This is a genomic window from Pseudomonas sp. NPDC087639 (assembly GCF_044743385.1).
Taxonomy (GTDB): Bacteria; Pseudomonadota; Gammaproteobacteria; order Pseudomonadales; family Pseudomonadaceae; genus Aquipseudomonas.
The window spans coordinates 39,696-60,511 of the sequence record NZ_JBIUWI010000034.1; the positions used below are offsets into that span (position 1 = coordinate 39,696).

Annotated in this window: 12 protein-coding genes; 5 read left to right on the plus strand and 7 right to left on the minus strand. The window is 59.8% G+C overall.

The features are described 5' to 3' along the window. Positions 1-108: 108 nt before the first annotated feature. On the minus strand, positions 109-1,911 hold the full coding sequence (locus ACIOVB_RS15810; RefSeq protein ID WP_401269148.1) for an acyl-CoA dehydrogenase: 1,803 nt from the start codon (positions 1,909-1,911) through the stop codon (positions 109-111). 258 nt (positions 1,912-2,169) lie between these two features. Continuing rightward, entirely contained in the window at positions 2,170-6,123 is a 3,954-nt protein-coding gene (gene putA / locus ACIOVB_RS15815) for a trifunctional transcriptional regulator/proline dehydrogenase/L-glutamate gamma-semialdehyde dehydrogenase (RefSeq protein WP_401269150.1), read from the minus strand. Between the two features lie 456 nt (positions 6,124-6,579). On the opposite strand from putA, the gene putP reads away from it, so the two are divergent. The 4 genes from putP to ACIOVB_RS15835 all read left to right on the plus strand — a co-directional run bounded on the left by putP (position 6,580) and on the right by ACIOVB_RS15835 (position 11,783). After that, positions 6,580-8,064, plus strand: a complete 1,485-nt coding sequence (putP, locus tag ACIOVB_RS15820; protein ID WP_187679643.1) for a sodium/proline symporter PutP — start codon at positions 6,580-6,582, stop codon at positions 8,062-8,064. A 358-nt stretch (positions 8,065-8,422) separates the two neighbouring features. Next, positions 8,423-10,438 (plus strand): type VI secretion system tip protein VgrG, encoded by a 2,016-nt coding sequence (locus ACIOVB_RS15825; protein ID WP_401269152.1) that lies wholly within the window; start codon positions 8,423-8,425, stop codon positions 10,436-10,438. Then, positions 10,428-11,132 carry a DUF4123 domain-containing protein gene (locus ACIOVB_RS15830; protein ID WP_401269155.1) on the plus strand — a complete coding sequence of 235 codons (705 nt, stop codon included), beginning with the start codon at positions 10,428-10,430 and terminating at the stop codon, positions 11,130-11,132. Before ACIOVB_RS15825 ends, ACIOVB_RS15830 begins: the two co-directional genes overlap by 11 nt. Positions 11,133-11,462: 330 nt before the next feature. Beyond that, positions 11,463-11,783 carry a hypothetical protein gene (locus tag ACIOVB_RS15835; RefSeq protein ID WP_401269158.1) on the plus strand — a complete coding sequence of 107 codons (321 nt, stop codon included), beginning with the start codon at positions 11,463-11,465 and terminating at the stop codon, positions 11,781-11,783. 71 nt (positions 11,784-11,854) lie between these two features. Here ACIOVB_RS15835 and ACIOVB_RS15840 read toward each other — a convergent pair whose 3' ends face one another. Then, complete coding sequence (locus tag ACIOVB_RS15840) at positions 11,855-12,181, minus strand: hypothetical protein (RefSeq protein ID WP_401269160.1); 327 nt, start codon at positions 12,179-12,181, stop codon at positions 11,855-11,857. 374 nt (positions 12,182-12,555) lie between these two features. Between ACIOVB_RS15840 and ACIOVB_RS15845 the strand changes: the two genes are divergently transcribed. Then, entirely contained in the window at positions 12,556-13,395 is an 840-nt protein-coding gene (locus tag ACIOVB_RS15845) for a 23S rRNA (adenine(2030)-N(6))-methyltransferase RlmJ (protein ID WP_150593982.1), read from the plus strand. Between the two features lie 51 nt (positions 13,396-13,446). Here the strand turns inward: ACIOVB_RS15845 and msrA are convergent, their stop codons facing one another. The 4 genes from msrA to aceF all read right to left on the minus strand — a co-directional run bounded on the left by msrA (position 13,447) and on the right by aceF (position 20,810). After that, the gene (gene msrA, locus ACIOVB_RS15850) at positions 13,447-14,112 is read right to left on the minus strand and encodes a peptide-methionine (S)-S-oxide reductase MsrA (RefSeq protein WP_095187387.1); all 666 of its coding nucleotides are present in this window, start codon (positions 14,110-14,112) and stop codon (positions 13,447-13,449) included. Positions 14,113-14,221: 109 nt separating this feature from the next. Next, complete coding sequence (locus ACIOVB_RS15855; protein ID WP_187677942.1) at positions 14,222-16,918, minus strand: GGDEF and EAL domain-containing protein; 2,697 nt, start codon at positions 16,916-16,918, stop codon at positions 14,222-14,224. 253 nt (positions 16,919-17,171) lie between these two features. Next, entirely contained in the window at positions 17,172-18,569 is a 1,398-nt protein-coding gene (locus ACIOVB_RS15860) for an alkaline phosphatase D family protein (protein WP_401269163.1), read from the minus strand. A 279-nt stretch (positions 18,570-18,848) separates the two neighbouring features. Next, entirely contained in the window at positions 18,849-20,810 is a 1,962-nt protein-coding gene (gene aceF, locus ACIOVB_RS15865; RefSeq protein ID WP_401269169.1) for a dihydrolipoyllysine-residue acetyltransferase, read from the minus strand. Positions 20,811-20,816 lie beyond the last annotated feature (6 nt).

The window sequence follows — 20,816 nt, forward strand, 5'->3', positions numbered from 1 at the left end:
TCGCTCCCACATTGGGTCCGGTGTGTCCACAAACCCTGTGAACAACACAAAACCCTGTGGGAGCGAGCCTGCTCGCGAATGGATTTCAGCCGCTTAATAAAACCCGGATCAGAACCACTCATCCCGCATGTTGAGGCACGTATCATCCCGCGCCTCCAGCAATGCCAGCTCATGGTGGCAACCCGGCACTTCCCACGTCAGGAAATACCGCGCCGCCTGCAACTTGCCCTTATAGAAGTCAGCATCCGCCGCATTTCCTTTGGCCAAGCCTTCCTCGGCGCGAATCGCCTGCTCCAGCCAGCGCCAGCCAATCACCGTGTGCCCGAACACTTTCAGGTACAGCGCCGAATTCGCCAGGCTGCTGTTGACTTTGCCTTGCGCCAGATCGGTGAGCAAACCGAGGGTCACGACTTGCAGGCGTGCCACCAGTTTCTCCAGCGGCTCGCGCAATGCAGTCAGCGATTCGTACGCCGTAGCGCTTTCGGCGGAGTCGGCAATCAGGCGAACCAATTGCTTGAGCCCGGCACCGCCGTTCTGCGCCAGTTTGCGCCCGAGCAAGTCCAGCGACTGAATGCCGTGGGTGCCTTCGTGGATCGGGTTCAAGCGGTTGTCGCGGTAATACTGCTCCACCGGATACTCGCGGGTGTAACCGTGACCGCCGAGGATCTGGATCGCCAGTTCGTTGGCCTTCAGGCAAAACTCCGACGGCCAGGATTTGACGATCGGCGTCAGCAAGTCCAACAGCTCATGCGCCTGCTTACGCTCGGCTTCGCTCTCAAGCGTGGTGGTGTCATCGAACAACCGCGCGGCGTACAGGCCGAGGTCAAACGCCCCTTCGACGTAGGACTTTTGCGTCAGCAGCATGCGTCTGACATCGGCGTGCTGAATGATCGCCACCGGCGCGGTGCTTGGGTCCTTGCTGTCCGGCACCCGGCCTTGCGGACGTTCGCGGGCGTACTCCAGCGAATACAGGTAACCGGCGTAACCGAGCATCACCGCGCCCATGCCGACGCCGATCCGTGCCTCGTTCATCATCTGGAACATGTAGCTCAAGCCATGGTGCGGCTTGCCCACCAGATAGCCGACACACTGACCGTTATCGCCGAAGTTCAGCGCAGTGGAGGTCGTGCCGCGCCAGCCCATCTTGTGGAACAGCCCGGCCAGCAGCACATCGTTGCGCTCGCCGAGGCTGCCGTCATCGTTGACCAGAAACTTCGGCACGATAAACAGCGAAATGCCTTTCACCCCCGGCGGAGCGTCCGGCAGCTTGGCCAGGACCATGTGCACGATGTTTTCCGAGAGCGGGTGGTCGCCGCCGGAAATAAAGATTTTGTTGCCCTTGAGGCGATAAGTGCCGTCGGACGCAGGCTCGGCGCGGGTACGAATATCCGACAGCGATGAGCCGGCGTGCGGCTCGGTCAGGGCCATGGTGCCGAAGAAACGCCCGTCGATCATCGGTTGCAGGAAACGCTGTTTTTGCTCGTCAGTGCCGAAGCTCTCGATCAGGTTGGCCGCACCCATGGTCAGGAACGGGTACGAAGTCGAAGCGGCGTTGGCCGACTGGAAATGCGCGAAGCAGGCTTGCGACAGCAGTGTAGGAAGTTGCATGCCGCCGGCGTCGAAACTTCGCGCGGCGTTGAGGAAACCAGCCTCAAGGAAGGCATCCACCGCCGGCTTCACCTCGGGAATCAGAATCGCCTTGCCGTCCTCGTAGCGCGGTTCGTTCTCGTCGCCCTTGCGGTTGTGCGGCGCGAAATACTTCTCGGCGATGCTGCGGGCGGTGCCGATGGCAGCGTCGAAAGTCTCTCGGTTGTGCTCGGCAAAGCGCTCACGCCGGGTCAGGCCCTCGGCATCAAGGACTTCATACAGCTCGAAAGCCAGATTGCGGGAACTGAGCAGCGTCTCGGACATGGCGGCCTACCTGAAATTGGGGTTGGGCCGAGTCTAGGCGTGCGGATAAAGGCTGAACAGGATGATTGATGGTGGTGATGTTAGAGCCGAGCACCGACTTAACAAACACCCCAAAACAACTGTGGGAGCGAGCCTGCTCGCGAAAGCGGTGGTTCAGGCAACATTGATGTCGACTGACACTCCGTCTTCGCGAGCAGGCTCGCTCCCACAGGGTATTGCGTACCGGGCGGCCATTGCGGCGGCCCGGTTTATCGGGTGTTAACCGATGGTCATCAAACTCGCATTACCACCCGCCGCAGCGGTGTTAACACTCAACGCCCGCTCGATCACCAGACGCTCCAGGGCAATGTTGGTCTCGCCCTGGGACAAGCCCTGAACGCCAACAATTGCGCCGGCACGCTTGGCGATCTGCTGGCAGACCCCGCGCAACTGGTCGGAATGGCCGTGATGCAGAACCGCATCAAACACCACTTCGTCCTTGTTCCAGTCGGAAGTCAGCTTGATCCGCGCCTGAATGTCCTTCGGCAGGCGTGCGAACAATGCCTTGCTGATGTCGGACTCCGGCCATACCGCCGAACCGCCTACCGCCAATACCGCCGCCAGTTGGGTCAGCAGATCGCCTTCGACGTCCGCCAGGCACAGCACGTGCTCGCGCGGCAGAATCGCATAGCTGTTCTTCTCACCGGTCGGGCCGGCCAGCACACGAGTGATGCCGCTCTGCGATTGTGCGGCGTACTGCACGCACAGGGTGCTCAGGTCGGCGAACTTGTTGCTGTCGGCCCAGGCTTTCAGGGCGTTCAGTGGCTTGCTCATGGCGTCGCGCAGGCGAACGTCCGGTGCCACGGCAGCATCACCGCGAGCGAAGGATTGTTCGATAGCGTCGGTAGGACGAGTCGATAGCAAGCGGTACAGGTACAGAGGGCCACCGGCCTTCGGACCCGTACCGGACAGGCCTTCGCCGCCGAACGGCTGCACGCCGACCACGGCACCGACGATGTTGCGGTTGACGTAGACGTTACCGGCGTTGACGTTGTCGATCACCTTGGCGATGGTCTCGTCGATACGGGTATGCACGCCGAGGGTCAGGCCGTAACCGGACGCATTGATCTGACCGATCAACTGATCGATCTCTTTGCGCTTGTAGCGCACCACGTGCAGCACCGGGCCGAAGATTTCGCGTTGCAGTTCGTCGAAGCTTTCCAGTTCGATCAGGGTCGGCATGACGAAGGTGCCGCGTTTGACTTCTTCGCTGTCGGCAATGGCCACCTGGTACACGTTGCGACCTTTATCGCGCATGCCCTGGATGTGCTTGTCGATGCCAGCCTTGGCTTCGGCGTCGATCACCGGGCCAATGTCCACGGACAGGCGCTCAGGGTTGCCGAGACGGCTTTCAGCCATCGCACCTTTGAGCATTTCGATGACGCGATCTGCGGAATCTTCCTGCAAGCACAGCACGCGCAGTGCCGAGCAACGCTGACCGGCGCTGTCGAACGCCGAGGACACCACGTCGATCACGACTTGTTCGGTGAGGGCCGACGAGTCGACGATCATCGCGTTCTGGCCACCGGTTTCGGCGATCAGCGGAATCGGACGGCCCTGGTTGTCGAGGCGACCGGCAATGTTGCGTTGCAGCAAACGAGCGACTTCGGTGGAGCCGGTGAACATCACGCCTTTGACGCGTTCATCACCCACTAGGCCAGCGCCGACGGTTTCACCGCGACCCGGCAGCAATTGCAGCACGCCTTCCGGAATCCCGGCTTCGAGCAGCAAACGCACGGCTTGTGCAGCGACCAGCGGAGTCTGTTCAGCCGGTTTGGCCAGTACCGGGTTACCGGCAGCCAGTGCCGCAGCTACTTGACCGCTGAAAATCGCCAGCGGGAAGTTCCACGGGCTGATGCACACCACCGGCCCCAGTGGGCGGTGGGCGTCGTTGCTGAAATCGTTGCGCGCCTGCACTGCGTAATAACGCAGGAAGTCGACGGCTTCGCGGACTTCAGCGATGGCGTTGGCGAAGGTCTTGCCGGCTTCACGGGCCAGCAGGCCCATCAGCGGCTGGATCTCGCCTTCCATCAAATCAGCGGCACGCTCCAGAATCGCGGCGCGTTCGGCGGGCGGGGTGGCCTGCCAGATCGGCGCAGCATTCAGGGCGCATTGAATGGCGTTGTCGACGTCTTCGACAGTGGCTTCTTGAACGTGGCCGACCACATCGCGGTGATCTGCCGGGTTCAGCACCGGTGCCGGCGTTTCAGTGCTGGAAGCGCAACCGAGCATCGGCGCGGCTTTCCAGTTGTTGTGCGCGGTGGCGAGCAACGCGCAAGACAAGGACGCCAGACGATGTTCGTTGGCCATGTCGATACCGCTGGAGTTGGCGCGCTCGGAGCCATACAGGTCACGCGGCAGCGGGATACGCGGGTGCGGCAGGCCGAAACCACCTTCCACGGTCGCCATCTGCTCGATCTGAGCAACCGGATCGGCCACCAGCTCTTGAATCGAAATCGACTGGTCGGCGATGCGGTTGACGAACGAAGTGTTGGCGCCGTTTTCCAGCAGGCGACGAACCAGATAGGCCAGCAGGGTTTCGTGAGTACCGACCGGAGCGTACACGCGGCACGGACGGTTCAGCTTGCCTTCGGAAACTTTGCCTACAACCTGCTCGTAAAGCGGTTCGCCCATGCCGTGCAGGCACTGGAATTCGTACTGGCCCGGGTAATAGTTCTGACCGGCGATGTGGTAAATGGCCGACAGGGTATGGGCGTTGTGCGTGGCGAACTGCGGGTAGATGACTTCCGGCACCGACAGCAGTTTGCGTGCGCAAGCGATGTAGGAAACGTCGGTGTACACCTTGCGGGTGTAGACCGGATAGCCTTCCAGACCTTCGACCTGGGCGCGCTTGATTTCGCTGTCCCAGTACGCGCCTTTCACCAGGCGGATCATCAGACGATGACGGCTGCGGCGTGCCAGATCGATCACGTAGTCGATCACGTACGGGCAACGCTTCTGGTAAGCCTGAATCACGAAACCGATGCCGTTCCAGCCCGTCAGTTGCGGCTCAAAGCACAGGCGCTCGAGCAGATCCAGCGACAGCTCCAGGCGATCGGCTTCTTCGGCGTCGATGTTCAGGCCGATGTCGTATTGCTTGGCCAGCAGGGTCAGCGACAACAGGCGCGGGTACAGCTCGTCCATCACACGCTCGTACTGCGCACGGCTGTAACGCGGGTGCAGTGCCGAGAGCTTGATGGAAATGCCCGGGCCTTCATAAATCCCACGACCGTGGGAGGCTTTGCCGATCGAGTGGATGGCTTGTTCGTACGAGGCCAGGTACTTCTGCGCGTCGTGTTCGGTCAGTGCCGCTTCGCCGAGCATGTCGTAGGAGTAGCGGAAGCCCTTGGCTTCGAACTTGCTCGCGTTGGCCAGTGCTTCAGCGATGGTTTCGCCGGTGACGAACTGCTCGCCCATCAAGCGCATGGCCATGTCGACGCCCTTGCGGATCATCGGCTCGCCGCTCTTGCCGATGATGCGGCTCAGCGACGAGGTCAGGCCAGCTTCATTGTGAGTCGACACCAGTTTGCCGGTCAGCAGCAGACCCCAGGTGGCGGCGTTGACGAACAGCGAAGGGCTGTTGCCCAAGTGCGGATGCCAGTTGCCGGTGCTGATCTTGTCGCGGATCAGCGCATCGCGAGTGCCTTTGTCCGGGATACGCAGCAGCGCTTCGGCCAGGCACATCAGCGCCACGCCTTCCTGGGACGACAGGGAGAATTCCTGCAGCAGACCCTGAACAATGCCTGCACGACCGCCGGCACTTTTCTGGTTACGCAGTTTTTCTGCGATAGAGGCAGCGAGTTTGTTGGTGGCTTCGGCCATCGGTGCCGGCAGGCGAGCCTGCTCGATCAGCATCGGCACGACTTCCGGCTCAGGGCGACGGTAAGCGGCGGTGATCGAAGCGCGCAGTACTGACTGCGGCAGGATGCTTTCGGCGAATTCGAGGAAGCATTGGTGAGCGTGATCGGAGTGGACTTCGCCCGCGTCGTCGGCGTCCTTGGCGGACAAGCCGTTCAGCTCGGTCAGGGTTGCACCACCCTCGAGTTTTTCCAGGTAATTGAAAATTGCCTGCTTGATCAGCCAGTGCGGTGTGCGATCAATCGAGGTCGCGGCAGCTTTAAGGCGCTCGCGGGTCGGGTCATCGAGTTTGACCCCAAGGGTGGTGGTAGCCATATTTTTATCCTCATGGTTGCCACAGTTGCGTGGCATCAGCTGGCCGCAAGATTAGCCGTGCGCTGAAAGAGGTGCAACCGGGTGCAACCCTTTTTTTGTCGGAATAATAAGCAGCTCGTCAGGAATTATTTTCTGGTACGAAAGTGCTGCTCTTACTAGGTGCATTTGCTTCTGAGAAACCGGCATGACTGCGCTAAAAGGGAGCAAGAACGACGCTTTCAGGAGGAAATCCGACTAGGTGCAACTTATTCGCTCGAAACTGGTTGCACCTTATTTGATTTGTTGCATAGCATTCGCGCCCAAGGTGCAACCGGGAAATCCGGTGTACCGGCTGGTGGCTTTCCTGGGGAAACATCAGTCCTAAATGCGCGGGATCCGGAATCGTCTGCCAAACATCCTCGTTTGTGCGCGATTCACCACCGCTGCTACATAAAAACAAAGCCAGGGCGTAACTCAATGAGCGTAAGCAATCCAACACTGATCACGTTCGTGATCTACATCGCAGCAATGGTGCTGATCGGCCTCATGGCCTATCGCTCCACCAACAACCTTTCTGACTATATTCTTGGCGGCCGTAGCTTGGGCAGCGTCGTGACGGCTTTGTCTGCCGGTGCTTCCGACATGAGCGGCTGGTTGCTGATGGGCCTGCCGGGCGCCATCTACATGTCCGGTCTGTCCGAAAGCTGGATCGCCATCGGCCTGATCGTCGGTGCCTACCTGAACTGGCTGTTTGTCGCCGGCCGTCTGCGTGTGCAGACCGAGCACAACGGTGATGCACTGACTCTGCCAGACTACTTCGCCAGCCGTTTCGAAGATAAAAGCGGCTTGCTGCGGATCATCTCGGCGATCGTGATTCTGGTGTTCTTCACCATCTACTGCGCTTCCGGCATCGTCGCTGGTGCTCGCTTGTTCGAAAGCACCTTCGGCATGTCCTACGAGACGGCGTTGTGGGCCGGTGCTGCAGCGACCATTGCCTACACCTTCGTGGGCGGTTTCCTCGCGGTGAGCTGGACTGACACCGTACAAGCCACGCTGATGATCTTCGCGCTGATCCTGACGCCGATCATCGTCCTGCTGGCTACCGGCGGCGTCGACACCACGTTCCTGGCGATCGAAGCCAACGACCCAAGCAACTTCGACATGCTCAAGGGCACCACCTTCATCGGCATCATCTCGCTGCTGGGCTGGGGTCTGGGCTACTTCGGTCAGCCGCACATCCTTGCGCGTTTCATGGCCGCTGACTCGGTGAAGTCGATTGCCAACGCCCGTCGCATCTCCATGACCTGGATGATCCTGTGCCTGGGCGGCACTGTAGCCGTGGGCTTCTTCGGTATCGCTTACTTCTCGGCCCACCCGGAAGTTGCCGGTCCCGTGACCGAGAACCACGAGCGCGTGTTTATCGAACTGGCCAAACTGCTGTTCAACCCATGGATTGCCGGCGTGCTGCTGTCGGCCATTCTGGCTGCCGTCATGAGCACCCTGAGCTGCCAGTTGCTGGTGTGCTCGAGCGCCCTGACCGAAGACTTCTACAAGACCTTCCTGCGTAAATCCGCTTCGCAGACCGAACTGGTCTGGGTCGGCCGCGCCATGGTGTTGCTGGTTGCACTGATCGCCATCGCAATGGCTGCCAACCCGGATAACCGTGTGCTGGGTCTGGTGTCTTACGCCTGGGCCGGTTTCGGTGCTGCGTTCGGCCCGGTTGTGCTGATCTCGGTAATCTGGAAAGGCATGACCCGCGACGGCGCACTGGCCGGTATCCTGGTCGGCGCGATCACCGTGGTGGCGTGGAAACACTGGGAAGTGATGGGTCTGTACGAAATCATCCCGGGCTTCATCTTCGCCAGTTTGGCCATCTTCATCGTCAGTAAGATGGGCGAGCCATCCAAAGGCATGGTGCAGCGCTTCGAAGCGGCGGAAAAAGATTTCCACCTGAACAAGTGATGCGTTGAGCTTAGGCTCACAAACAAACGGCCCGTCTCCTACAAGGAGGCGGGCCGTTTTTTTGTGCCTGTGATATTTGTCTGACTCACCGCAGATCACCCTGTGGGAGCGAGCCTGCTCGCGAATGCAATTGATCATTCAATAAATTCGGCGACTGACACGCCGCCTTCGCGAGCAGGCTCGCTCCCACAGTTGGGCGATGTTGTTTTTTAGGGCTTGTGTCTGTAGTCGGATGCGCCGATTTTCGGAGGACTATTCGACAGTAAAAGTAGGGCAAATCTGATTTTCCCGTCACCCGCTCAACACCCCTCGCCCCTCATGCAGAATCGCCCGCCCTCATTCTGCAGAGAGACATCGGATGTTCGCGCCTGCCAATCAACCGCGTTTCACGTTGACCCTCGAAGGCGCCCAGCATGACCTCAAAGTCCTTGAGTTCACGGGCAAGGAAGCCATCAGCCAACCCTTTCGTTTCGAGCTGGAACTGGTCAGCGAACGGCCGGATCTGGATCTCGAAAGCCTGCTGCACTGTCAGGCGTTTCTGAGTTTTGATGCTGACGGTTCCGGTGTTCACGGTCAGATTTATCAGGTCGGGCAGGGCGACTCCGGGAAACGTCTGACGCGCTATCACGTCAGCCTTGTCCCGCGTCTGACGTACCTCGGACACCGGATCAATCAGCGGATATTCCAGCACCAAAGCGTGCCGCAGATCGTGGCGCAGATCCTCAAGGATCACGCGATCCTGCGCGACGCCTTCGAATTCCGCCTCGGCAGCGACTACCCGGAGCGTGAGTATTGCGTGCAGTACGCCGAGAGCGATCTGGCGTTTATCCAGCGCCTGTGTGCCGAAGTCGGCATTCACTACCACTTTCAGCACAGCCCCGACGGACATCTGTTGGTGTTTGGCGACGATCAAACCGTGTTCCCGCGATTGGCCGAGCCAACGCTTTATCTGCCTGGTAGCGGCATGTCGGCCGGGGCGCCGGCAATCAAGCGCTTCAATGTGCGCGTGGAAACCCGCACCAGCGTGGTCACCCGGCGCGACTACAACTTTGAGAAGCCGCGCCTGCAACTGGAAAGCCGCATCGATGGCGAGCTGCGCCCGGTGCTGGAGGACTACCACTTTCCCGGCCAATTCAATGATCGTGACACCGGCAAACACCTGGCCCAACGAGCGCTTGAAAGGCATGTCGCCGATTACCGTCAGGCCGAGGGCATCAGCGACGAATCCGCGCTGGTTTGCGGACATTTCCTGCAACTGACCGAGCATCCGCGTAACGACTGGAACGATCTCTGGTTACTGACGGCCATCGAACACCGTGGTCGACAGCCGCAAGTGCTGGAAGAGTCGGTGACCAGCGATGGGGAAGCATTCCAGGGTTACCGTAATACCTTTCTCGCGACGCCGTGGGACGTGTTCTTCCGGCCAGCCCTGGGGCCGGAAAAGCCGCGCATGCTCGGCTATCAACCGGCGGTTGTCACCGGGCCGCAGGACAGCGAAATCCACTGCGACGAGTTTGGCCGGGTCAAGGTGCAACTGGCCTGGGATCGCGACGGCGAACTCAACGAGCATTCCAGTTGCTGGCTGCGCGTCGCCACCGGTTGGGCGCATGACCGTTACGGCAGCGTGCTGATTCCGAGGGTCGGCATGGAAGTGCTGGTCGGTTTCATCGATGCCGATGCCGACAAACCGCTGGTCATGGGCTGCTTGCCCAATGCCGCCACCCCGGTGCCGCTGGATCTCCCCGCCGACAAGACCCGCAGTATCTTCCGCAGTCAGAGCAGCCCCGGTGGCGGGGGCTACAACGAACTGCGCATCGAGGACAAAAAGGGCGCCGAGGAAATCTACCTGCGCGCCCAACGCAACTGGACCCAGCATGTGCTGCACGATCAACAGGTGCAGGTCGATAACCAGCGCAGCATCGTCGTCACGGGCATGGCCAAGCATGAATTGAAGGCTGATGAACAACGCATCACCCACGGCCAGCGCCAGACCGAAGTCAAGCAGGACGATCATTTGACGGTGGCGGGCGATCGGCATATCCGCGTGAGCAACCAGGCGACCAGCGCCAGTGCGCAATTCCACGTCAGCGCCGGCCAGCAAGTGGTGATCGATGGCGGCGCCAGCGCGACGATTCAGGCCGGCGGGCAATGGATCAACATCGGCCCCGGCGGGATTTTCAGCAGCGTGCCGATTGTTGTGGGTGGCGCGCCGATGGCGGCGATGAATGCCGCGCCGAGTGTGCCGGGGTTGCCGGATACATTGGCGGCTGCCCCCGCAGCGATGCTAACGGCCGCGCAAATCATGAGTTTTAAAGGCGATGCGCCATTCTGCGAAGAGTGCGAGCGTTGCAAGGACGGTGTCTGTGCAACCTGACTTTGTTGGGCCCCGCGCATGGCTGGCGCGTCAGCCGTTGAAGCCTTCGGAGCAGTTGTTCGCGATCTTCAGTAACGCCAGCGACGCCAAACCGCCCCTGATGACGTCGAATCCGATCTGGGCAGACACGATTTACGCCGAGTGGGACGCGGTGATGCCCTATGTGGGAATTGTCGCGGCGGACAGTGAGTTTCTGGATTGGGTAGCGACTACTGCGTCCCGTGACTGGGGATGGTTGGCGGTGTCTTCGGCGAGCCTGGAAGTGGTGGTCGAGCACTTTCGCAGCCTGACGCAGGTGCTGATGCCGGACGGGAAAGCGGTGTTTTTCCGGTTTTGGGATGGGCGGTTTTTGTTGCCGATTTTGCAGTCCGATGCAGTGGATGCGGCGCAGTTGTTGCCGGTGATTTCACGCGCACTGATCAATGGTCAGGCCTTGGAAATTGGCGGACGGTCGCAGGTTTCGGGGCGGGTGTTTCCTTGGTGGGCGGTGCCTGATTCGGTGTTGGCTTCGGCGGGTGATGACGTTCGGGTCGGTAACGTTGTGCAGTGGCTGAGCGAGGAGCATCCGGCATTGTTCGAGGCGTTTCCCGAGGCGGTTTTGCACTGCAAGGTCGGGCAGTTTTTTCAGCGTTCAACGTCGGAAGAATCGTCGCAATCGGCGTTGTTGGCGTATTTGCTGGCAGAGTTGGAGTGACATTTCCGGGCGAAGGCCTCGGACGTTTCCTTCGAGTTGCGGCGGTTTTCATGAACTGGTGGGCGATGGGTTGCAGGGATAGTCTTAAAAGGTCACCGCAGATGCGGCGACAGGGTGTAGGAGCCTTGAGACTAGAAGAGTGCATAAACGTCGTTGCCCGGTTTGCGGCAGTCTACTTGCGTCCGTAAGATCATTTGCGGCGGTTATGCGCGGGCACGCTTCGGCGTGGCCGAGTTCTCTGGTCTCGGTTCTCCTACCCCGCGCATGGCTGCCACCCAAACCCGTAGGAGGGAGATGGTGGAAGCCCATTTCACTACCAGAGGTTCAAAAATGAAAACGCTAACACCCGATCCACCCTACGAAAAGATCATCCCCCATCCCGACAATCGCTTCATGGCCCTCACCGGTAATTGCAGCGACATGCCCACCCTGTTCATCGATACCCACGTGCCCCTCGACATCCTCATGGACGCCGCCAACCACCGTCTGCGCGCCGTGATCCAAGTGCTGGAAAACATGTGCATGCGCGGCTCGGTCGAATGCGACTCCGTCATCCTCAGCGATTTCGCCCAGCTCTGCGTGATCCCGTTGCGCGACGGCTGTGATGTACTCGATGTCATCGGCAAGCGGTTGCGCGCGATGCCTTCCTGAGTTTCCAGGAGCAAGATCAAAGATCGCAGCCTGCCGGAGGCTGCGATCTTTTGACATTGAGGGTGCGGCAGTCAGTCTGCAATGTACCGATCCTGAGTCTTGATAAAACTGTCGAAAGCCTCTGAGTTGTAGACCTCCAGGCACCCATAGAAAACGACATGGCTGTTCGAGTGTTTACTGATCGACGGTGTCTGCTCATAGGCCGCATACACATAGTTTCTGGTTTCTTTATATGGATCGTGCAGCACTTGCAGCGTGTCTTCATTTTGCAGGACGGTATGCATGCCTTTGCCCATGAACGAGTAGGCGCCAGCGGACAGACCGATGTCTTTTTCCAGCGCTGAATTTTCATTGAATGGCTTCAGGATGCAGTGACTCAAGCCGTAGTTCTTGAGCATTTGGCGAGCCTGCGCTCTGTGACTTTCGCCCGAAACGGCGTGCATTGAGCAGATCAGGGACAGAGAAAAAATAAGTGGGCGACGCATGGGTTTGACTTCCTGTCGGCTATTACCTGTCAGTTAAGCGAGATAAATGACCTGTGGCGAGGGGATTTATCCCCGATGGGCAGCGAAGCGGCCCTAAGACCTGTCATCGCGATGCACCAGACACACCGCGTGGGCAGCATCGGGGGCTGCTGCGCAGCCCATCGGGGATAAATCCCCTCGCCACGGGTATTGGGCCAGATTCTTAACGAGTAAGAGCCCGCTCGGCCGCCACCCCCTGACTTGCCGCCCGGTAAAAGGTAAACTTCGCGGCCTTCGCAGGAGCAATCATGAATTATCGTCACGCCTTCCATGCCGGCAATCACGCCGATGTGTTCAAACACCTGACCTTGACCCGCCTCATCGCCCTGATGTCGCGCAAGGAGCAGCCGTTTGCCTATCTCGACAGCCACGCCGGCATCGGTCTGTATGACTTGCAGGGCGATCAGGCCAACCGTACCGGCGAGTACCTGGAAGGCATCGCGCGTTTGTGGGATCAGCCGGACCTGCCGGCGCTGACCGCCGACTACATGAAAGTGCTGCACGAGATGAATCCGGATGGCCAGTTGCGCTACTACCCGGGGTCGCCGGAGCTGGCGCGGCGTCTGACCCGGCCGCAGGATCGGGTGATGCTCAATGAGAAGCACCCGGAAGACGGCGTGCTGCTCAAGGACAACATGGCCGGTGATCGTCGGGTGAAGGTTCATCTGGGCGAGGGCTGGCATGTGGCGCGGGCGATGTTGCCGGTGCAGGAGAAGCGTGCGGTGATGTTGATTGACCCGCCGTTCGAACAGCTCGATGAGATGCAGCGGTGTGCGGCGTCGATGAAAGAGGCCATTGGCCGGATGCGTCAAACCGTGGCGGCGATCTGGTATCCGGTGAAGGATCAGCGTGCGCTGCGTCGTTTCTATCAGGATCTGGCCGGCACTGGTGCGCCGAAGTTGTTGCGCGTGGAGTTGCTGGTGCATCCGCTGGATACGCCGAACAGCTTGAACGGTTCGGGGATGGCGATTGCCAATCCGCCGTGGGGGCTGGAGGAAGAATTGCGTGAGCTGCTGCCGTGGTTGTCCAAGAAGCTTGGGCAGACTCAGGGTGGGTGGCAGATGGATTGGTTGATTGCCGAGAGTTGATCACTGAGTGATCGTTCCCACGCTCCGCGTGGGAACGATCCGCAAAGGGGTTTAATTACCCGCCAGGCTCGGTGGCATGCACACGCCGGTGCCGCCGATCCCGCAGTAGCCTTCAGGGTTTTTCGCCAGGTATTGCTGGTGATACGCCTCGGCGAAGTACACGGTTGGCGCCTGTTCGATCTCGGTGCTGATTTCACCCAGGCCCGCCTTCGACAGTTCAGCCTGATAGGTCGCCTTGCTCTTCAGCGCTGCGTCCAGGTGTTCCGGGCTGGTCGCATAGATCACCGAGCGGTACTGCGTGCCGATATCGTTGCCCTGCCGCATGCCCTGCGTCGGGTTGTGCAGTTCCCAGAACATCGCCAGCAGCTCTTCGTAGCTGACCTTGTCCTTGTCATACACCACCAGCACCACTTCGGCGTGACCGGTCAGGCCCGAGCAGACTTCTTCGTAAGTCGGGTTCGGTGTGAAGCCGCCGGCGTAACCGACCACGGTGCTGACCACGCCTTCACGTTGCCAGAAGCGACGTTCTGCGCCCCAGAAGCAACCCAGACCGAAAATCGCAAAATCGACGTCCTGGAAAAACGGGCCAAGCAGCGGTGTTTCTTCGAAGACGAAGTGCTTTTCAGGCAGGGTCATCGCGGTTTCGCGGCCGGGCAGAGCTTGTTCTTTAGTCGGGAGCACGTTTTTGTTCACCAGAATTTCCGAGCGCAGAACCATGATCGTTCCTCTCAGTCAGGATGGGATGTAAAAAGTCAGACCGCCAGTGTGCCCAATGATGCCCAGTTAATCACTAGTCAAAATGTGCGGGTTTCTCACGGGGGAGGGGTTACAGGCAGAGCGGGCCGCGCGGATAGCGCTTGAGTGCCTGGATCAGTTCGGCACCCGGGATCGGCCGGTCGAACAGGTAGCCCTGGCCGACGTCGCAGCGGTGGCGACGCAGGAACGCCAGTTGCTCGGCGGTCTCGATGCCTTCTGCCACAACTTTGAGTTTCAGGTTGTGGGCCATGGCGATCACGGCGGAGGTGATTTCCATGTCGTCCTGGTTGTCGGGGATTTCGTGGATGAAGCTGCGATCGATCTTGATGATGTCGATCGGGAATTTCTTCAGGTAGCTGAGCGACGAGTAACCGGTGCCGAAGTCATCCATGGCCAGGGTCAGGCCCAGACGCTTGAGCTGGTCGAGTTGCAAGTGCGTGTCTTCGGTGGCTTCCAGCAGCAGGCCTTCGGTCAGCTCAAGCTCCAGCAGATTGGCCGGCAGCGCTTCTTCCTTGAGGATGTTGGCGATGGAGGCGACCAGATCCGGGTCGGAAAACTGTTTCGGCGAGAGGTTGATCGCCACTTGCAGGTTGCCCAGGCCGGCGGCGGTCAACGCCTTGCTCATGCGGCAAGCCTGTCGCGCGATCCACTTGCCGATCGGGATGATCAGGCCGGTCTCTTCGGCGACGCTGATGAACTGATCCGGGCGGATCATGCCGCGTTCCGGGTGGTTCCAGCGCAGCAGCGCTTCCATGCCCAGCAGACGACCGCTGCGTAGGCACAGCTTGGGCTGGTAGAACACGTCCAGTTCGTTCTGGGTCAGGGCACGGCGCAGGTTGTTCTCGACGAACAGTTTGTAACTGGCCTCGGCGTTCAGCGCCTCGGTGAAGACTTGCACCTGATGTTTGCCGTTGGCTTTGGCCTTGTGCAGCGCCAAGCCGGCGTTACGCATCAGGGTCTGCGGATCGCGACCGTGCAGCGGCGCACAGGCCAGGCCTACGGAGCCGGTGACGCTGATCAACTGGTTGTCGACGAACATCGGCTTGTCGAGGGTCATCAGCAATTGGCTGGCGATCTGCTGACCGGCTTCAAGGTCGGTGTTGTCGAGCAACACGGCGAATTCGTTACTGGCGAAGCGGGCGAGGCTGCCGCTCGGGCTCAGGCTGTTGCGCAAGCGCCGGGCGAGGCTGATCAGCAGTTTGTCGCCAGTCTGGTGGCCGAGGCTGTCGTTGATCCGCTTGAAATTGTCGATGTCGACCAGCAACAGGCTGATCGGCGTATCGCTATCCCGGGCGAAGCGTTCGTCCAGATTGCGGATAAACGCCGGGCGGTTGCCGAGGTTGGTCAGGTTGTCGGTGTAGGCCAGGCGCTCGATGCGCTGCTGCGCCAGTTTGGTCTGGGTGATGTCTTCGTAGATGCCGATGTAATGCGTCAGCTCGCGGTTGTCGCCGTAAACCTTGGAGATCGATAACTGGCCCCAGTACGGTTCGAGGTTCTTGCGGCGGCTCTTGAATTCGCCCTGCCAACTGTTGCTCTTGGCCAGCGCCGAGGGCGCGTCGAACAGCAGTTCGCTGAGGTTTTCCAGGGCCGGCAGTTCCGACAGGCGCTGGCCGTGGACTTCCTCGGTGGTGTACTGGGTAATCGCGGTGAAGCTTGGGTTGACGTATTCGACCACGCCATCGCAGTTGACCAGCAAAAAGGCGTTGGCGCTTTGCTCGACCGCCCGCTGGAACAGGTGCAGGGCGCTGGTGGCGGTGCGGCGGTTGTGGTTGTTGATGACCTGGGCGAACTGGTCGGCCAGCTCACCGGCAAAAGCGATTTCATCGGACTGCCAGGCGCGGGTCACACCGGTCTGTTCCAGGCACAACACGCCGACCACTTGGCCATCGACGCGGATGCTAGCGTCGAGCATGGCATTGACGTCGCGCGGGCGCAGGGCTTCGGCCATCTCCCGGGTGCGCGGGTCACGCATCGCGTTGTGCGCGTCGATGGCGCGGCTGCTGTGCAGGGCTTCCATGTAATCGGGGAAGCTGCTGATGTCGATCACGTCCGGCAGGATGTATTCCTGAGTGGCGCGGTGGTAAGCCGAGATTGGCAGCAGTTGCTGACCTTCAAGGTTCCACAGGCTGGCGCAGTCGATTTCGTAGATATCGCAGGCGCAGCGGGTGATCAGTTCGGCGGCTTCTTGCAACGAGTTTTGGGTGCTGTAGCGCTGGCGGGCGAGCAGCAGAATCAGATCTTGCTGGGCGCGCACGCGCTCGAGGTGCTGCAATTGTTCCTGCTGGGCGCGCTGGTTCAGTTCAAGGGCGATTTGCAGGCGGGAGTTCTGGGTTTCGAGGTCGACGGAGGGCAGCAGCGGCGCTTCGTCGAATACGTCATCGACCGCCAGCAGATAACCACGCAGCAGATGACGATTGTGCTGTTTATAGGCTTCGCCCAGTTCAAGGATGCTCAGCGCACCCGCAGCGGTGTGCAGGGTGTAGCGCACCAGGTAATGCGGACTTTTAGCGAGTTGCTGCTGGATCGCATCATGCTGCTGATAGCGTGCTTCCGGCTCCATCAGGCTGGCGTAGGGCGAGCCGACCAGCGCACACAGCTCAACGGCGGGTTGGCCGAACTGGCGTTCGCAGTTGGGATCAAGAAACAGCATTGCCCAACTGGCTTCATTCAAGCGCTCGAAACGCAGCATGCCGAGCCGCGAGGGCACAGGCAACTGCGTCACTACCTCGGCCACCATACGGCTGGCGGCATCGGGCTGGCTCTTCATGAAGGGAACTCGCTTGGAAATATGCTGAACGCGCCGGGCTCTCGCCCTCTTTACTGTTGCCTGCGGCAAGGTTGCATCATTGCGGCACTGACTGACAAGAGTGATGAAGGCCAAGTGCTATAAGAATGTGTCGGCTGCACCGGGTATTTCTCCAGCGCCTGATGGAAAAGAGTAAAAGATCGCAGCCTGCGGCAGCGCCTGGAGTGGAATGCGTTCCGTGTAAGCGCTGCCGCAGGCTGCGATCTTTTAAGGTTTAACGTAGTTTTATGACGATCGACTGCAGTTTTTTGCCATTGCGATCATGGTAATTGACCAAAATCTGATCAGCCTCGACCACCACGTGGGCAAAATTGTCCTCACTCACCACTTGGCTGGTCAGCTCATGTCGGTAATCGCCCGCAGCCGTGTGCACCAGTGGCTGATCGAGAATGAACGTGGAGGCCTTGGCATACGGCAACAGTTTGCTGTTGCACAGCGGCGAAGAAACGATGGTGTGGACTTCGAAGTCCGGGTCTTCGCTGTGGCTCAGGCGCGCGGTCAGCGAGCCGTGCACGTCGCCGGAGATGAACACGACATTCTTGATCTGCCGAGCGCGGAGGGTTTCCAGCAGGCGCAGTCGTTGTTCCGGGAAGGCTTTCCAGGCGTCATCGCCATGCAGTTTGCGATCCGGGTAGAACATCACGCTGGTGACCACGAACTTGACCCGCGCGGGGCTGTTGATCAGCCATTTGAGCAGCGCTTGTTCCTGAGCCTCATCGAGGATGCGTCGATCATCGGCCGACAAGTTACGGCGGGTGCGACTGTCGGTTACGAACCATTCGATATCGCCGTCGCTGAACTGATACCAGTAATGCTCAAGTACCGAGCGATTAATCTGACCGTTAGTTGTGAGTGGATGTACCGGGCTGTGACTGGCTTGATACAACTCATAGGCGGCCATGGCATTGCGGTATAGGTTGTCGTCGGACTTGCTGGCATTGGCAGGCCAGTTATCTTCGATTTCATGATCATCAAGAATCATGTAAGTAGAGGTGCCGGACATCAGTCGTTTAATGTTGGGCTGGGAGAAAGCTGCGCGGTATTTTTCAAGTATGTCTTTATATTCGCGATCCGGTGCAATCAGGTTCATGTCATCGGCATAGATTTGATCGCCGGTCATTAACGTTGCGCTGATCGGCGGTTGCGCACCTTCAATCAATTGATTGATGGAGGCGAAGATCCGGTCGCCCAGTTGCGGCAGCGAAGCAATGCCTGCGGTCATGCGCAAGTAGCGGCAAGAGCCGACGATGTAGGCCCGCGCCTGCAAGGCTTTGCTGGAGCGGGTGCGGAACCGGTAGATCTCCCTGGGCCACTGCAACGGTAACTCCGCGACACTGTCCTGGGTGTGAACCGGACTCATCGGGCTGAACCAGCCTGCCTGATACTCGTATTCGGTATCGCCGCTCAAGTTGTTGAGTGCGAAAACTTCTGACATATCACGAAGTTCACTAAGTTTGGCAAAGAGTGCGGGTGACCATTGTTGTGCTCCGGAGGCGCGATAACGTATTGCGCCAAACACAGTGGCGTTGTTTTGTCGGTCGCCGCGAATGAATATGCGTGTGTGGTTAGTTGTGGTGTGGCCAATAATAGGGCCAATAGTAGGTCTTAACATGTCGAATCCATTCGAATGATTGCTGAATAAATATGAATGTGTGCAAGTTGCAGTTGTACAACTATTGCGTGCCAAGGTTAGTTGCGTGGGGGATAAAAAAGATCGGTGTGAAGCCGACTTGGGTTGTGGCCGATATCAGCAAAACCTGTAGGAAAAAACCAAGCGTGGTTTTTTTCAGGCAAAAAAAGCCCCGTCAATTGACGGGGTTGAGGTACGAGCGTGTGGCGCTCGAAAACGTGGAGCACAAGCGACCCTCCGTTACCGGAGGGCCGCTTGGGATTACAGCAGGATGGTGCGGATGTCCGCCAGCAGGCTGCCCAGACGCTGGGTGAAGCGTGCGGCAGCAGCGCCGTTGATCACACGGTGATCGTAGGACAGCGACAGCGGCAGCATCAGTTTCGGCTGGAAGGCTTTGCCGTCCCAGACTGGCTGGATGGTTGCCTTGGAAACACCAAGGATCGCCACTTCCGGCGCGTTGACGATCGGCGTGAAGCCGGTGCCGCCAATGTGACCGAGGCTGGAAATGGTGAAGCAGGCGCCTTGCATGTCGTCAGCGGTGAGCTTCTTGTCGCGGGCTTTGGCAGCCAGCGCAGCGGCTTCGGCTGCCAGTTGCAACAGGCTCTTCTGGTCGACGTTCTTGATGACCGGTACCAGCAGGCCATCCGGGGTGTCGACGGCGAAGCCGATGTTGACGTATTTCTTGCGGATGATTGCTTTGCCGCTTGGCGCCAGCGAACTGTTGAAGTCCGGCAGCTCCTTGAGCATGTGTGCGCAGGACTTGAGCAGCAGCGGCAGGATGGTCAGCTTGACGCCGGCCTTCTCTGCAACGGCTTTCTGCGCAACACGGAACGCTTCCAGCTCGGTGATATCAGCCGAATCGAACTGAGTCACGTGCGGGATGTTCAGCCAGCTGCGGTGCAGGCTCGACGCGCCGATCTGCATCAGGCGAGTCATCGGCACTTCTTCGATTTCGCCGAAACGGCTGAAGTCGACGACCGGAATCGGCGGGATGCCCGCGCCACCGGTTGCGCCAGCAGCAGCGGCCGGTGCTTCCTTGGCCTTCTGCATCATCGCTTTGACGTAAACCTGCACGTCTTCTTTCAGAATGCGACCGTGTGGACCGCTGGCGCCGACAGCGTTCAGCTCAACGCCGAACTCACGGGCCAGTTGACGCACGGCAGGGCCGGCGTGAACTTTCGCGCCAGGCTTGGCTGGAGCGGCGGCAGGAGTGGCAGCAGCAGGTGCAGCGGCAGCCGGAGCAGCAGCGGCTGGCGCTGGAGCACTTGGCGCAGCAGCAGCTGGAGCCGGGGCAGCAGCAGGGGCCGCGCCTTTGACTTTCAGCTTGAGGATCAGGTCGCCGGTGCCGACTTCGTCGTCCAGCTTGATGGAAACGCTTTCCACCACGCCAGCGGCAGGCGATGGAATTTCCATGCTGGCCTTGTCGGATTCCAGGGTGATCAGCGACTGGTCGGCTTCGACGGTGTCGCCAGCCTTGACCAGCACTTCGATGATCTTGGCCTTGCCGGCCGAACCGATGTCCGGAACGTGAATGTCCTGAACGCTGTCAGCCACCGGTGCAGCCGGGGCTGCTGCAGGAGCAGGCGCAGCAGCAGCGGCTGGCGCAGCAGCCTGAGCCGGAGCGGCCGCAGCAGGGGCCGCGGCACCCGCCACTTCCAGATCCAGAATCAGGTCGCCAGTGCCGACTTCGTCGTTGAGCTTGACGCTGATGGCTTTGACCACGCCAGCGGCAGGCGACGGGATTTCCATGCTGGCCTTGTCGGATTCCAGGGTGATCAACGATTGATCAGCCTCGACGGTGTCGCCGACCTTGACCTGGATCTCGATGATCTGAGCCTTGCCCGACGAACCGATGTCCGGCACGTGCACTTGCTGAACCGAAGCGGCAGCAGGTGCAGCGGCAGGCGCTGCAGCAGCAGGAGCGGCAGCCGGTTTGGCCTCAGCTTTTGCAGCAGGTGCAGCGGCAGCCGCAGGGGCTGCTTCAGCAGCACCCTCGACTTCCAGTTCCAGCAGTTCGTCGCCTTCTTTCAGACGATCGCCCAGCTTCACTTTCAGGCTTTTGATGACGCCGGCTTTCGGGGCCGGCACTTCCATGCTGGCCTTGTCCGATTCCAGGGTCAGGATGCTCTGGTCGGCTTCGATACGGTCGCCGACCTTCACAAACAGTTCAATTACTTCACCTTCACCGCTGCCGATGTCAGGTACGCGAATGAGTTCGCTCACAGGGTT